Origin of the sequence: [Empedobacter] haloabium, assembly GCA_008011715.2 — a bacterium.
In the GTDB taxonomy this organism is placed as follows: domain Bacteria; phylum Pseudomonadota; class Gammaproteobacteria; order Burkholderiales; family Burkholderiaceae_D; genus Rugamonas; species Rugamonas haloabia.
In genome coordinates this window covers 1275300-1289427 of the sequence record CP136508.1, presented here as the reverse complement: position 1 = coordinate 1289427, position 14128 = coordinate 1275300, and the positions used below count along the sequence as shown (strand labels likewise).

At 67.8% G+C, this 14128-nt stretch carries 13 protein-coding genes; 9 read left to right on the top strand and 4 right to left on the bottom strand.

The window, feature by feature from the left end:
- The first annotated feature begins 83 nt into the window (after positions 1 to 83).
- From E7V67_005625 to E7V67_005615, 3 genes are all read left to right on the top strand, one after another.
- Positions 84 to 2375, top strand: coding sequence for an ATP-binding protein (locus E7V67_005625; GenBank protein ID WUR14584.1), 2292 nt, complete (start codon positions 84 to 86; stop codon positions 2373 to 2375).
- A 72-nt stretch (positions 2376 to 2447) separates the two neighbouring features.
- Positions 2448 to 3434, top strand: a complete 987-nt coding sequence (locus tag E7V67_005620) for an LLM class flavin-dependent oxidoreductase (protein WUR14583.1) — start codon at positions 2448 to 2450, stop codon at positions 3432 to 3434.
- A gap of 431 nt (positions 3435 to 3865) precedes the next feature.
- Positions 3866 to 5014: an MFS transporter gene (locus E7V67_005615; protein ID WUR16233.1), complete on the top strand. Its 1149-nt coding sequence runs from the start codon at positions 3866 to 3868 to the stop codon at positions 5012 to 5014.
- 24 nt (positions 5015 to 5038) lie between these two features.
- On the opposite strand, the gene E7V67_005610 is transcribed toward E7V67_005615, so the two are convergent.
- From E7V67_005610 to E7V67_005595, 4 genes are all read right to left on the bottom strand, one after another.
- A complete protein-coding gene (locus E7V67_005610; protein WUR14582.1) occupies positions 5039 to 5503 on the bottom strand; it encodes a hypothetical protein in 465 nt (154 codons plus the stop codon).
- Positions 5500 to 6351, bottom strand: coding sequence for a hypothetical protein (locus tag E7V67_005605; GenBank protein WUR14581.1), 852 nt, complete (start codon positions 6349 to 6351; stop codon positions 5500 to 5502). The genes E7V67_005610 and E7V67_005605 overlap by 4 nt, the downstream gene beginning before the upstream one ends.
- Positions 6351 to 7178, bottom strand: a complete 828-nt coding sequence (locus E7V67_005600; GenBank protein WUR14580.1) for a hypothetical protein — start codon at positions 7176 to 7178, stop codon at positions 6351 to 6353. Before E7V67_005600 ends, E7V67_005605 begins: the two co-directional genes overlap by 1 nt.
- A gap of 159 nt (positions 7179 to 7337) precedes the next feature.
- Complete coding sequence (locus E7V67_005595; GenBank protein WUR14579.1) at positions 7338 to 7853, bottom strand: hypothetical protein; 516 nt, start codon at positions 7851 to 7853, stop codon at positions 7338 to 7340.
- Between the two features lie 579 nt (positions 7854 to 8432).
- On the opposite strand from E7V67_005595, the gene E7V67_005590 reads away from it, so the two are divergent.
- The 6 genes from E7V67_005590 (at position 8433) to E7V67_005565 (ending at position 14125) form a co-directional block, all read left to right on the top strand.
- Complete coding sequence (locus E7V67_005590; GenBank protein ID WUR14578.1) at positions 8433 to 9200, top strand: C39 family peptidase; 768 nt, start codon at positions 8433 to 8435, stop codon at positions 9198 to 9200.
- Between the two features lie 64 nt (positions 9201 to 9264).
- On the top strand, positions 9265 to 10290 hold the full coding sequence (locus E7V67_005585) for a transporter (protein ID WUR14577.1): 1026 nt from the start codon (positions 9265 to 9267) through the stop codon (positions 10288 to 10290).
- Positions 10291 to 10300: 10 nt separating this feature from the next.
- A complete protein-coding gene (locus E7V67_005580; protein WUR14576.1) occupies positions 10301 to 11905 on the top strand; it encodes an outer membrane protein transport protein in 1605 nt (534 codons plus the stop codon).
- A gap of 9 nt (positions 11906 to 11914) precedes the next feature.
- Positions 11915 to 12457 carry a DUF2059 domain-containing protein gene (locus tag E7V67_005575; protein WUR14575.1) on the top strand — a complete coding sequence of 181 codons (543 nt, stop codon included), beginning with the start codon at positions 11915 to 11917 and terminating at the stop codon, positions 12455 to 12457.
- Positions 12458 to 12468: 11 nt separating this feature from the next.
- Entirely contained in the window at positions 12469 to 13452 is a 984-nt protein-coding gene (locus E7V67_005570) for an AraC family transcriptional regulator ligand-binding domain-containing protein (protein WUR14574.1), read from the top strand.
- Entirely contained in the window at positions 13442 to 14125 is a 684-nt protein-coding gene (locus E7V67_005565; protein ID WUR14573.1) for a hypothetical protein, read from the top strand. Before E7V67_005570 ends, E7V67_005565 begins: the two co-directional genes overlap by 11 nt.
- Positions 14126 to 14128: the final 3 nt, after the last annotated feature.

Genomic DNA, 14128 nt, shown 5'->3' with positions numbered 1-14128 from the left:
CACCGCCATTGGGCGGCGAAGCTATGGTAACGTGTTACAACAATTACCAGTTTACATCTTTTCCCAAACGACAGCGATCCTCCGTGGAGCCCACTCCTCTCCCTGCCGGCTTGAACGGCACGGCCCGCCACAGCGCGGCCGCGCGCCTGCCCACGATCCGGTTCAGGCTGGCGCTGCTGGTGCTCAGCTGCGTGCTGCCGGCCGCCATCGTGTCCGGCTTCCTGATCTATGACCACTACCGGGTCGAGCGCTCCAGCCTGCTGGCCGAAGCGATGTCGACGGCGCGTTCGATGGTTTCCGTGGTGGACCGCGATTTCGACACGGTCGTCACCGCCTTGCGCACCTTGTCCATCTCCGACGACATCGACAGCGCAGACCATGCCGAGTTCCGGCGCCAGGCCTCGAACGTGCACGCGATCCTGCCCATCACGGAGATCGTGCTGTACGCCCCCGCCAGCGGCCGGCAACTGATGAACACGGCCGCTGCCGGCCAGGGCGTCGGTCCGGCGGCGCTGCTGCGCCAGGTCGTGCGCATGCGCCAGCCGGGCGTCTCCAGCCTGTACCGCGCCGCCAACGGTGCCATGACGATCACGGTGGCCGTGCCGATCCTGCGCGACGGCGCCGTGCGTTACGTGCTGGCGGCGCAGGTCATGCCGTCCGCGCTGAACGGCATCCTGACCGACCAGAAGATCCCCGACAGCTGGCGCGCGGCGATCCTCGACAGCGACGCGGCCATCGTCGCGCGCAACCTGCAGATCGAACAGTTCCAGGGGCGCCAGCCGCGCCCCGAAGTGGTGGCGCGCGTGCGCCAGCAACTGGAGGACACGTTCGATTCGCTGACGGTGGACGACGTCGAGGTGGTCACGCTGTACAGCCGCTCGCCCAAGTCCGGCTGGACGGTGATGCTGGGCGTGCCGCACAAGAACCTGACGGCGGGCCTGTTGCGCACCCTGGAGTCGCTGATCGTGGCCACCGTCGTGCTGCTGGCGATGGGCTTCGCGATGGCCTGGCTGGTCGGCGGCCGTATCGCCCATTCCGTGCATGCGCTGATCGACCCGGCCACCGCGCTGGGTGCCGGCCGGCCGGTGCAGCCGCCGCGGGTCGATTTCCGCGAAGCCCAGCAGGTGGCCGACTCGCTCGAGCGCGCCGCGCTGGCCCTGGACGAGGCGCGCGCCCGGGCCGCCAAGGAGCTACGCGACCGCCGTGCCGCCCAGGAAGCGCTGCAGGCGGCCGACGTGCGCAAGGACGAATTCCTGGCCACGCTGGCGCACGAGCTGCGCAACCCGATGGCGCCCTTGGTCAATGCGCTGCAGATCTTGCGCCTGCCCGGCCGCGCCGCCGTCCCGGCCAGCAACGTGCTGGACATCATGGAACGCCAGCTGAAGCAGATGGTGCGGCTGGTGGACGACCTGCTGGACGTCTCGCGCATCACGACGAACAAGCTGGGCATCCGGCACGAGCCGCTGGTGCTGCAAGACGTGATCGGGCACGCGCTGGAGACTTCCGGCCCGCTGCTGCAGCAGCGCCGCCATGCGCTGTCGGTGCACCAGCCGGACCAGCCGGTGGCGCTGACGGGCGACGCCACCCGGCTGGCGCAGGTGTTCTCCAACCTGCTGAACAACGCCGCCAAGTACACGCCGAACGGCGGGCGCATCGCGCTGGACGTGTTCGTGCTGCGCCCGCACGCGGGCGAGCCGCAGCACCACGGCCAGGTGCGCATCGAGATCAGCGACAACGGCATCGGCATCGGCGCGGCCGCGCTGCCGCACGTGTTCGACATCTTCTTCCAGGCCGACCGCTCGCTGGGCCGCTCGCAGGCGGGCCTGGGCATCGGCCTGTCACTGGCGCGGCGCCTGGTCGAGCTGCACGGCGGCACGCTGACGGCGGCGAGCCCCGGCGAAGGCCTGGGCAGCACCTTCGCCATCGAGCTGCCGCTGGCCACGCAAGCCACGGCCGCGCCGGTGGCCGACAATAATGCCGGCACGCCGATTCCGCCCCTGCGCGTGCTGGTGGCGGACGACAACGTGGACCACGCCAATACCCTGCGCACCCTGCTGCTTGCCGCCGGCCAGCAGGTGCAGGTGTGCTACGACGGCCTGTCCGCGCTGCGCTGCGCCGAGGCGTTCGAACCGCAGATTGCCTTCCTCGACATCGGCATGCCACGACTGGACGGCTACGAGCTGGCGCGCCGGCTGCGCGCCAATTCGCAACTGCGCGACTGCACGCTGGTGGCCGTCACGGGCTGGGGGCAGTTGCAGGACCAGCAACGCTCGCGCGCGGCCGGGTTCGACCATCACATCGTCAAGCCGCTGCAGCTGGCGCAACTGAACGAGTTGCTGCGCGCCCGCGCGCTGGCGCCGGCCGAGGCCCAGTAAGCACGGCGTTAAACCCATGGCGGCGGCAGGGCCTTGCTTGAAACGGCCAGGCTCGTCCCGACATGACACGCCATGATTCCATTTTCCATACTCGATCTTTCCCCGATCGCGCAGGGCAGCGATGCCGGCGCGTCGCTGCGCAATACGCTGGACCTGGCCCGGCATGGCGAACGGTGGGGCTACCACCGCTACTGGCTGGCGGAACACCACGGCATGCCGGGCATCGCCAGCGCGGCCACCGCCGTCGTCATCGCCCACGTGGCCGGCGGCACGTCGACGATCCGCGTCGGCGCGGGCGGCATCATGCTGCCGAACCACGCACCGCTCGTCATCGCGGAACAATTCGGCACGCTGGAGGCGCTGTTCCCCGGCCGCATCGACCTGGGCCTGGGCCGCGCGCCCGGCTCCGACCAGACCACGGCGCGCGCGCTGCGGCGCAACCTGGAGTCCAACGCGGAACAGTTCCCGCAGGACGTCGTCGAACTGCAGGACTACCTGTCCGACCAGCCGCGCCAGCGCGTGCTGGCGGTACCAGGCCACGGCGCCAAGGTACCGCTGTGGATACTCGGTTCCAGCCTGTTCGGCGCCCAGCTGGCGGCCCACCTGGGCCTGCCGTTCGCGTTCGCGTCGCACTTCGCGCCGCAGATGATGATGCAGGCGATCGCCCTCTACCGCGCCAACTTCAAGCCGTCCGCGCAGCTGGACAAGCCCTACGTCATGCTGGGCTACAACGTGTTCGCGGCCGAAACGGACGAGGAAGCCGAGTGGCGCGCCACGTCGATGCAGCAGGCCTTCGTCAACCTGCGCACGGGCCGGCCCGGAAAGTTGCCGCCGCCGGTGACGAACTACCGCGACGCGCTGGGCCCGCAGGAAAACGCGATGCTGGACTCGGTGCTGTCCTGCTCCGCCGTCGGCTCGCCCGAGACGGTCGCGGCGCAGATGAAAGGCTTCATCGCCAGCACCCAGCCGGACGAGCTGATGATCACCTCGCAGATCTTCGAGCACAGCGCGCGGCTGCGCTCCTACGAGATCCTGGCGGACGTGCACCGCCGGCTCTGAACACCACCGTGGGGTCTGTCCCTGCAAGGGACTGACCCCGAAGTTCGAGAAGCGCCAGCAAACTTCAGGGTCAGTCCCCGCGGGGACAGACCCTTTCGCACGCTGCCCCACGGGTCTCCGCTTGTTGGGGTCTGTCCCTGCAAGGGACTGACCCCGAAGTTCGAGGAGCGCCAGCAAACTTCAGGGTCAGTCCCCACGGGGACAGACCCTTTCGCACGCTGCCCCACGGGTCTCCCGGTTGCTGGGGTCTGTCCCTGCAAGGGACTGACCCCGAAGTTCGAGAAGCGCCAGCAAACTTCAGGGTCAGTCCCCGCGGGGACAGACCCTTGTGCACGCTCCAGCAGAGTTCCCCGATAGTGCGTACAATGTTCGGCTTTTTTGCAACTGGAGCCGTCGTGAGCTCGCACCAACAACAAGATATCTCCCCCGCCATGGTCTGGCTGATGGCCGCCGCCACCGGCCTGATCGTCGCCAACCTGTACTACGCCCAACCGCTGGTCGGTCCGATCAGCCGCGCCACCGGTCTCGATGCCGGCGCCGCCGGTTTGATCGTCACCTTGACGCAGATGGGCTACTGCCTCGGCATGCTGTTCATCGTGCCATTGGGCGACCTGGTGGAGAACCGCCGCCTGATCGTCACCGCGCTGGCCGCCACCGCCTGCGCGCTGGGCGCCGCCGCGTTTGCGAGCAACGCGGCCGTGTTCCTGGCCGCCGCGTTCTGCATCGGCCTCGGTTCCGTGGCCGCGCAGATCATCGTGCCGTTCGCGGCGCACTTGTCCCTGCCCGAAACGCGCGGCCAGACCGTCGGCACCGTCGTCAGTGGGCTGCTGCTGGGGATCATGCTGGCACGCCCGGTATCGAGCCTGGTGACGGACGCCCTGGGCTGGCACGCCATCTTCGTGCTGTCCGCCGTCTGGACGGCCGCGCTGGCACTGCTGCTGAAGCGCCGCCTGCCGCTGCGCGAGCCGGACCACACCAGCACCTACGCCGCCCTGCTGGGCTCCATGTGGCACCTGCTGAAGACGACGCCGATCCTGCGCCGCCGCGCCGGCTACCAGTTCTGCATGTTCGGCGCCTTCAGCCTGTTCTGGACCACGGTGCCGCTGGTGCTGGCCAGCGACGCGTTCGGCCTGTCGCAGACAGGCATCGCGCTGTTCGCGCTGGCCGGCGTGGCCGGCGCCATCGTCTCGCCGATCGCCGGGCGCCGCGCCGACCTGGGCAAGTCGCGTTCGACGACGGCCATCGCGCTGACGGCTGGCCTGCTGTCGTTCGCCGTGCCGCTGCTGCTGCACGGCGGCCGCACGTTCGAACTGTGCCTGCTGGTGGCGGCGTCGATCGTGCTCGACGCCGGTGTCTCGGGCAGCCTGGTGGTCGGCCAGCGCGCCATCTATTCGTTGGGCGCGGACGTGCGCAGCCGCCTGAACGGCCTGTACATGGCGATCTTCTTCATGGGTGGCGCGCTCGGCTCCGTGCTGGGCGGCTGGATGTTCGCCCACCACGGCTGGCATGGTGTGCTGCTGACGGGCCTCGCGTTCCCCGCGCTCGGCCTGGCCTTGTTCGCCAGCGAGCGCCGCAAATAACGTCAAATAACGTTCAGTACACGTTCAGTGCGCCCACAGGCGCAGCTGGCCCGTCATGTTGACGGAACCCGTGATGTCGAGGCTACCCATGCTGGCCGTCACGGGTGCCAGCGGATCGTTCTGCACGCTCATCGACTCGAAACCGAAGCGCTCGAATCTCACCGTGTTGGGCAGCGACAGCGCCAGGTAGTCGCCGCCATCCGGGCGGCTGTGCACGTCGATGGCGATCGTCGACATGTCGATCGTGCCACGCACGTTGCGCAGCACCAGGTAGCGGCTGTGGCCATCGGCACCGGCGAAGCCCAGCGACAGTCGGCTGTCGCTGACCGCGCCCACCAAAGTCGGGTCGTTGATGACGATGTGGGCGGCGAAGCTGACGCCATCCTGGCCCGCCACCCGCGCCATCTCCTCGTCGGCCAGCGCGCGCAGCGGTGCGGCATGCGCGCGCAACGCGGCCAAGGCCAGGGCCAGCAGCAGGAACGTCTTCATGGCCGGAACTTCACGTCGAGGTACTGGATCTGGATCGCGCCGATGCGCGAGGAGCCCAGGTCGGTCGTGGTGCCGCCCGGATTCGTGAACGTCACCCTGTCGATCTGCAGGCCCCCCGTCGCCGCGCTACCGCTGCCGTACTGACGATCGGGCCAGCCGATGCCCACGTGCAGGTGCGCGCCCGCGGCGTCGGCCACCGCATTGACCACGGCCGGCTGCGCCGCGACGTCGGCAATGGCCCAAGGGGCGCCGGTGAAATTGCCGTCCGCATCGACGGCGCCCAGCCGGATGCCCTGCAACGCCAGCTGGCCGCCCATGGCGGCGCGGCCGTTGGGGCGCCACGCCATCTCGCCCACGTGCATGTTCAGCGCCAGCCCGAACGCCACGCCATCTTCCAGGCGCGGCGTGGAAAACTGCAGGCCGCCGCCGCGATGGACCACGTCCGTCAGCACGACACTGCCGCCGTCGCGCACGATACCGTCCGCGTCCACGCCCCAGTCGTAGGCGAACTGCCAGCGCTGCTCGCCGTCCACGTTGGCGGGAAAGGCGAAGCTGACGATGTCGGCCAGCCCCGCCGGGCCGTTGCCGATGTCGAGGCGGTAGGGATCGGAAAACGGCACCGCATTGTCGCTGCGCGCGGCCGACAGGTTGCCGATCCAGGCGCTGCGGCCCGGCTGCGGTGTGTACGTGATGCGTACGTCGCCGTTCATCGAGAAGCCGGACAGGTCGAAGCTGACGCCATCGCCGCCCCTTACCGAGGAGAGCACGGCGTCGCTCAAAGGCCGCAGTGGCGCGGCATGGGCCGATGGCACGACGCTCAACGCCAGCAGCAGGCAGGCGCGCCGCATCAGTGCTTCCCGCCCAGCGTCAGTGCAGCCGGCGGCGGCGCACCGGATGCGAGGTTCGGCGGTACGGTGCCGTTGGTGCTGATGGCGGCCAGCTTGTCGCGCCAGTTCAGCCACACGCCGGCCTGCGCCACGTCCGGCAGCTGCGTCGTGCCAGCGGGCGCCTGGAACTGCACGCCGGTCTTCAGCAGCGATACCCAGAAGTCGCGGCTCGGTCCCGTCGCGTCGCCGGCGCGCACGCCGCCCAGCTGCGCCAGCGACAGGCACGGCGCGGTGCAGGCGCCGTCCCAGCGCTTGCCGCCCAGCGGGTCGCTGCGCGAATCGAGCACCAGCGCGCTGCCGTCGGCCGCCGTACCCGTCACGCGCATCGAGCCGGACAGGCTGTTGATGCGCAGGCCGACGTCGCCGCTGATGGCGTCGAAGCCCACCCGCATGCCGATCACCTCGCGCGGCGTGGCCGCGTCGCCGGTGGCGCGGTAGACGAATTCAAAGTACGGATTGGCGATCTGCACGGTGCGCTGCGCCGCCGTGCCGTCGCTGCGGCCGAACTGCAGCAGCGGCATGTCGATGTCCGCGCCCAGGCCTTCGCGCGCCGCGTAGCGGTAGTCGCCCAGGCGAAGATTGCGCAGGTTGGCCGACAACGTCACGTCCGCGTCCAGCGCGATGCGGGTGAAGTCGAACTCGCCCAGGCGGCTGTTGCTGACGGCGATCAGGCCCTGGCCACGGGTCTGCGCCAGGTCGTCGTCGGACATCGCGCGCAGCTGTGCATGGGCGTGGCAGGCGAAAAAGGCGGCCGGCAAGGCGGCCGCAAAAAGGAGCACGTTTTTCATGGTAATGAAGAACGAAGTGAGAACCCGGCAGGCCGGATGAAGGCCGGCAAACCGGGGTAAAGCAGACTACTTTCGTATGCGGTCAGGCCATCGGGCGATGCGCCTGCACGCAAGAGGTATCGGCGTTGCGCGGCGGGCGCCGCGCAACGTGCGCCGATTTTAGTGAGCCCAGATCCAGACTTGCGTACCGCGCAGGTCGAGCTGGTTCATCGCCATCGAGCCGTACGACGCGTTGCTGTTGCCCATCTTGATCGCATCGACGGAGACGTTCAGGAACTTGCCGGCAGCCACCTGCACATCAGCCGGGATCGCGATCTGTACCACATCGCCGCCGTTGGTCGCGTCGTAGAAGGTGCCCGGGTTCGTCACGCCGGCGGCGCCAGCGGCGGCCAGGAACGAGTTTTTCGACAGGATGTCGATGCTGGCGGCGATCAGGCCGTTGACCTTGATGCCGTTGAAGCTGACGGAACCGCCGCCCAGGCCGGTGCTGGCGTCGACCGCGTCCGTATCGGTGTAGACGAAGGAGTCAACCTTGACGTTCAGGTTGGCGGCGATGGACACGCCGTCCTGGCCGGTGACGGCGGACAGATCGGCGTCCTTGATCGGGGTCATGGCCGATGCGGACAGGGCCAGGGAGGACAGGGCTGCTGCGACTGCGATGCTGATGCGTTTCATGGTTATCTCCGTTCGTTATGGTGGTTGGGCTTCCCTGCGGGAAGCGGCCAGGCCGCTGTCCCTTGCATGCCGTGCCGGCCCGCTTCCTGGGCCGGTCGACACGGCGCTGCTCTTAATATTTTTTCAATATTAATTAAATTTATGATCGCGTCCCTGGCTGGGCCCGGTCCAGCCTTGCGCGCTGACCGTTCAGGCCAAACGCATGTCCGTTCAGGCCATCCCTGGGCGTAGCGGCCGCACTGTCGTGGTTTTTGCACATTGGCGGATTTACGACACTCTTTCGCGCGATATCACAGAATTTTGCGCAGAGATTAGAACTGCACATCTAATTTTTCCGCTTCCTTCCGCCGGACAAAGCGTGCGTTAATAAATTACAAAAAAGCAAGGGATGACCGCCCAGCGAAAAAGCACGGTCGTTCACATAAACGAATTTCCGGCATCGCTTGCTGCGAGATCGATAAAAAAAGGAGACGTCATGGGCATGTTGACAATGGGGCGCGCGACGCCCCCGGGCGAAGCTTTGCCCGCTGCTTTTTCCTCCACCCTGTCACGCACGCGCGCGCGTCGCCAGAGGCCATCATGCTGATGCTGCTGATGAGTGTGCTGGCCATCGCGGTCGGCGGCGCCGGCCTGCTGTCGCGTCACGAAGTGCGGGAGCGTCCCAAGGGCCAGTTCGAGATGCCGCAGACCATGCTGGGCGGCGGCAGCTATTCGCAGGACGTCAGCATCGAACCGTTCTCGGAGCTGAAGTATCGCCACATCGTGCGCCAGGCCTACGACTACAGCTGCGGCTCCGCCGCGCTGGTGACGATCCTGACGTATCACCTGGGTCTTCCGGTCACCGAGCAGCAGGCCATGGAAGGCATGCTGGAGAAGGGCGAAAAAGAAAAGATCATCGAGCGGCGCGGCTTCTCGCTGCTGGACATGAAGCGCTACGTGGCGTCGCTGGGCGTGACCGGCGCCGGCTATCGGGCCGAGGTCAAGGACCTCTTGAGCCTGACGGAACCGGCCATCGTGCCGATCGACTACGCGGGCGCCAAGCACTTCGTGGTGTTGCGCGGCATCCGCGATGGCGTTGTCTTCATCGCCGATCCCTCCGCCGGCAATATCGCCTTCTCCGTCGAGGAATTCGCCACCTTGTGGGACCAGAACACGCTGTTCATCGTCTCGCCTCAGGCCGGCCAGAAGGCGCCGGCCAGGCTGGCCTTGAGCGACAACGAACTGGGCGTCGTCGACATGGACCGTGTCACCAACGGTGGCCGGCTCGATGCCCTCAATCACGCCGCGCACCTGTTGCAGCGCGCCGTCAACTCCGGCGCGTCCGGTACCTGGATGCACAGCCGCTAGCCGCATTCAGCGTCCCCCGGCAGCTCCATCGTTTTCTGTCCCGTCCCGCAAAAAAGGAAAGTCCATGATCCTGAAGACCGCGCCTGTCGCCGCCCTCGCCGTAGCCTCCGCCCTCGCCATGTTGACCGCCCTGCCGGCCCGCGCCCAGGAAACGCAACAGACTCCCGCCAGCAGCGACGCCGCGCGCGACGCGCTGGCCAGGAAGGAAGGCGAAGGCGACCAGACCGAGCTGCTGAAGGAAACGCTGACGGCCGTCGACAAGCAGTATTCGCTGATCCGCAAGGGCCGCTCGCAGTTCACCTACGACCTCACCTACACCTACATCGGCCAGGAACGCATCGTCACCGACTACACGGCGGACGGCCTGACCCTGTTCGACATCGAGAACACCAACTCGCACACGATCACCAATACGCTGTCGGCCGACTACGGGGTGCTGAACAACCTGACCGCTAACGTGACCTTCCCCGTGATCTCGAAGTACACGGATTCGACCAAGCACTCGGGCCTGTCCAATTCGCTGGGCGACATCAACGTGGGCGCGCGCTGGCAGCCGCTGGAGGCGCGCCGCGACCGCCCCAACTTCACCGTCACCGGCAACGTGCGGCTGCCATCCGGACGCAGCCCGTTCAAGGTCATCGCCGGCAGCGGCGAGGCGACCGGCAGCGGCGTCACCGCCGTCACGGCGGGCCTGAACGTCAACCGCATCGTCGATCCGGTCGCGCTGTTCGGCTCCCTCAACATGACCGTCAGCGCGGCCGCCAACGGTCTGCACCAGCTCAACGGCACGCGCGTGCTGACGCGCGTGAAGCCGGGCACCTCGGTCGGTTTCGGCATCGGCTTCGCTTACGCGCTGTCGTACGGGATCTCGACCACGCTGTCGTTCCAGGAAGCGATTTCGGCCGGCTCCAAGCTGCGCTTCGAGGATGGCCTGGAGGTCAAGACCAGCACGCAGACGTCGGCCATCGTCAACCTGGGCCTGGGCTACCGGGTATCGCCGAAGACCACCGTCAACCTGTCCGTCGGCATCGGTCTCACCAACGATTCGCCGAACCTGTCGGTGGGCCTGAACCTGCCGCTGGCGTTCTGACGGGGGCACCATGCAGAGCGCCCTCCGCACCCTCGTCGCCGCGCTCGCGGCCGCCCTGCCGGCGCAGCCGGTGCTGGCCGCGCTGGTGGAAAACCTGACCACCAGCGTCACCGCGATGGCATTGGGGAACGCCGTCACGGCCGACCCGCCTGGCATCGATTCGATCCACTTCAATCCGGCCGGTCTGGCGCGGCTGACGGGCGACAGCAAGATCTACTCGGCGTTCGGTGCCTCGATCCGTACCGGCGCCGCCTTCCACAAGCCGGAAGGGTTCGACGTGGGCGGCTGGACCGACGATCCCGTGGCCGGCCAGCGCACCGGGCCGGTGCGCCAGGCGATGTACGTGCCCGGCTACGGCATGCCGGGCTGGCGTCTGCCCGGCGTCATCATCCCCGGCCTGGGCATGGCGTTCAACAAGCCCGGCTCGGCTTTCACGTTCGCCACCAACAGCTACATGTCGCAGGCCATCAGCATCGACCGCACCACCGATCCGAACGATCCGGCCCGCTTCGACGGGCGCCAGATCCAGCTGCAGCGCCTGGTCTACGCGGCGCCCTCGATCGGCTGGAAGTATTCGGACACGCTGCGCTTCGGCCTCTCGGTACCGATCGCGCACTCGGCGTTCGTCGTCGACACGCACATGCGCTTCCCCAACGAGCTGCTGGGCGTGTTCGGCAAGCTGCAGCAGGGCTGGTGCCCCGAGAGCGGCGGCAACATCATCGACACGTTCGGTTTCGGCCTGTGCGGCGGCGGCAAGGAAGGCATGGTCACGCCGTTCAAGCATGCCGCCTCGATGCGGCTACAGATGACGGCGCCGTTCGATCCGACCCTGAATCTGGGCGTGCTGTGGGAGCCGCGGCCGTGGTTCGCGCTGGGCGCCGTCTACCAGGGCGGCTCGAAGACGCGCTACACCGGCAAATACCAGTTCGACACGCAGCCGATGCTGCGCAACTTCGTCAAGGGCCTGAATTCCAGCCTGTTCGGGCCCGTCGCCGGTGCCGTGCTGGGACTGCCCTCCTCCATCCCGGAAACGCAGAAAGGCAATCTGTCGGCCACGATTCCGTTCCCGGCGCACCTGCAGGTCGGCGTCAAGCTGCGCCCGATCCGCTACGTGCAGCTGAACGTGGACGCCAGCATCGCCAAGTGGAGCGACTGGAACGCGCTGACGTTCGAGTTCGACCAGAGCGTCAAGCTGCTGGAGGTGGCGCGCCTGTACGGCATCGCCGACTCGACAAAACTCAAGATCCCGCGCGGCTACAAGAGCCTCGTCAACTACGGCTTCGGACTGCAGCTGTTCCCCACCGAGAAGCTGGCGCTGCGCCTGGGCTACGAGCCGCGCAAGAGCTCCATCCCGGGCGACAAGGTCGACCTGATCGCACCGCTGCCGGACACGAAGCTGTACAGCGTGGGCCTGAACTACAAGTTCTCGCCGCACAGCGACATCAGCCTGACGGCTTCGTACATGGCCGGCAAGTTCGACACGCCGGCCAACACCGACTGCAATATGAACTGCAACAAGTTCCTGAACGTGATCTACAACCCCTATGCGGGGCTGGACGTGGCGGGCGACATCAAGGTCCGCTACGCCGGTCTCAGCTTCACCCACCGATTCTGAGGAGACCATATGAAACGACTCGCCGTCACCATCATCGTCGCCAGCACGCTCGCCGCTGGCGCCGCCCGCGCCGCCGACGCCATCTCGCCCGCCAAGCAGGCCCTCGTCAATCGCGTGCTGCAGCTGTGGCAGATCGACAGCATCGGCCAGTCGATGCTGCAGGCGCCCGTCAGCGACGCCGTGCAGCAGGCGCGCGCGATGCTGCAGGGCCGCGCCGCGCCGGAAAAGCGCGATGCCGCGATGACGGACATCGTCGGCGAAGCGCGCAAGTTCATGGAAGAGACCACGCCGATCGCCCGCGCCAGCGCCGACAAGCTGATTCCCACCACCGTGGCACCGCTGCTGGCTGAGCGCTTTTCCGAGGAAGAGCTGAAGCAGATGGTGACGATCCTGGAGTCGCCGGTGAAGAAGAAGTTCGAGGCCATGGTGCCGGAACTGCAGAAGAAGCTGGGCGAGAGCGTGGCCGCCGACACGCGCGCCGTCATCGATCCGAAGCTGAAGGGTTTGCAGGAACGCATCGGCCTGCGCCTGCGCGCGGCGGTGACGCCCTGAGCGAGGCAGCCATGCCTTATTCCTCCGCCCTGCATCTGGTGCGCGGCGTGAAGTCGCGCCTGGCGCACTCCGGCGTTGCCGCCGATGCGCTGTTCGAACAGGCCGGCCTGACCGAGGACGGCCTCGCCTGCGACGCGCTGACCCTGTCCGACCGCCTCAGCCACTTGTGGGAGCTCGTCGTCGAGCAGTCCGGCGACCCGTTGATCGGCCTGAAGGTCTCCACGCCGCACCGGCTCGGCTGGCTGGGCGTGATGGGCCACATCATGCTGGTCTCGCCCACCGTGCAAAGCACGATCGAGCGCTGCCACGGCCACACCCGCGTCGGCATCCTGCTGCCGGGCGCACGCCGCGCGGTGCCGCTGCAGCGCTACGACTTCGTCTGGTGCGTCCTGCTGCGCACACTGCGCAGCGCGGCCGGGCGCGACGACGCCACGCCGGTCCAGGTGGAGTACGCCTTCCCGGAGCCGGCCAACGCCAGCTACTACGAGGAGACGTTCGGCTGCCCGGTGCATTTCAACCGGCCCTACAACGTGATGGAATTCGCCGACGCCGACCTGGTGGCCGCGCTGCCGGAGGCGCAGATGCCGCCGACCGGCGACGCCCGGCCCATGCTGGCCGGCCTGGCGCGCGCCCAGTTGCCCCGCTTCAGCGCGCGCGTGCAGGACATCGTCGCCACCATGCTGCCGAAGGGCCCGCCGCACCGCGACGCCGTCGCCGCGCGGCTGATGATGAGCGAACGCACCCTGCAGCGCCGCCTGGCCGAGGAAGGCACCAGCTTTTCCAGCCTGGTGGACGATACCCGCCGCGAACTGGCGCGCCGTTCGCTGGAAAGCGGCGACCAGTCGTTGAAGATGCTCAGCTTCCAGTTGGGCTTTTCCGAACCCAGCGCGTTCTACCGGGCCTGCAAGCGCTGGTTCGGCACCACGCCCTCCGACCTGGCCCACCATGGCGAGCGGCACCCACCAGTGAAGGGAGGCAGTTGCGATGGCACCTGAACGACACCACGGCAGTCCACGCGCGCTGATCGGCGAACTGCTGGTACGCCAGCGGCTGATCACCCAGGAACAGCTGGACCGCGCCATCGCGCACCAGCGCGGTACCGGCGAACTGCTGGGCGAGATCCTGGCCGAGTGGAACCTGATCACCCACCAGCACGTGCAGGACGTGCTGCACCGCCAGCGGCGGCTGCGCACGACCGCCGCGTTCATCGGCGCGCTGATGGCGCCATTGCAGGCGCTGGCGATGCAGCCCGTCGCCACCGCCGCGGCAGTGGCAACGGTGCCCGCGCTGCGGCCGCTGGACGACCGGCAGTTGGAGGAAGTGGGTGGGCAAGGCCTGCAGGACGAGCTGGTACGCCACATCCGCCAGCAGTTGCGCGGCAACGGCGTCGATGTGATCGGCGACATGGCCAAGCTGGTCAATCCGGTGCTGGGCTTGCTCGAATCGGACCTGGCGCTGCGCGGTGTCACCTTCGATCCTGCCAATGCCGTGACACGCATGAACGCGGACGGCTCGATCACCTTGGCGCTGCCGACGACGATCGGGGAACTGAGCCTGTCGAATATTCGCATCCGCGGTGCCGACCCGGCTGGCCCCAGCTTCGGCAGCATCACGATGCGCGGCATCGATCTGACCGGTACGACGATCACGCTGGCTTTGCGGCCCTGAGGA

What these genes read in the sequence shown, in the direction of transcription:
- E7V67_005600 (WUR14580.1), bottom strand. Translation starts at nt 7,178, where the DNA reads ATGAAAAACGTGCTCCTTTTTGCGGCCGCCTTGCCGGCCGCCTTTTTC.
- E7V67_005590 (WUR14578.1), top strand. Translation starts at nt 8,433, where the DNA reads ATGCTGATGCTGCTGATGAGTGTGCTGGCCATCGCGGTCGGCGGCGCC.
- E7V67_005585 (WUR14577.1), top strand. Translation starts at nt 9,265, where the DNA reads ATGATCCTGAAGACCGCGCCTGTCGCCGCCCTCGCCGTAGCCTCCGCC.
- E7V67_005565 (WUR14573.1), top strand. Translation starts at nt 13,442, where the DNA reads ATGGCACCTGAACGACACCACGGCAGTCCACGCGCGCTGATCGGCGAA.
- E7V67_005615 (WUR16233.1), top strand. Translation starts at nt 3,866, where the DNA reads ATGGTCTGGCTGATGGCCGCCGCCACCGGCCTGATCGTCGCCAACCTG.
- E7V67_005575 (WUR14575.1), top strand. Translation starts at nt 11,915, where the DNA reads ATGAAACGACTCGCCGTCACCATCATCGTCGCCAGCACGCTCGCCGCT.
- E7V67_005570 (WUR14574.1), top strand. Translation starts at nt 12,469, where the DNA reads ATGCCTTATTCCTCCGCCCTGCATCTGGTGCGCGGCGTGAAGTCGCGC.
- E7V67_005580 (WUR14576.1), top strand. Translation starts at nt 10,301, where the DNA reads ATGCAGAGCGCCCTCCGCACCCTCGTCGCCGCGCTCGCGGCCGCCCTG.
- E7V67_005610 (WUR14582.1), bottom strand. Translation starts at nt 5,503, where the DNA reads ATGAAGACGTTCCTGCTGCTGGCCCTGGCCTTGGCCGCGTTGCGCGCG.
- E7V67_005595 (WUR14579.1), bottom strand. Translation starts at nt 7,853, where the DNA reads ATGAAACGCATCAGCATCGCAGTCGCAGCAGCCCTGTCCTCCCTGGCC.
- E7V67_005605 (WUR14581.1), bottom strand. Translation starts at nt 6,351, where the DNA reads ATGCGGCGCGCCTGCCTGCTGCTGGCGTTGAGCGTCGTGCCATCGGCC.
- E7V67_005620 (WUR14583.1), top strand. Translation starts at nt 2,448, where the DNA reads ATGATTCCATTTTCCATACTCGATCTTTCCCCGATCGCGCAGGGCAGC.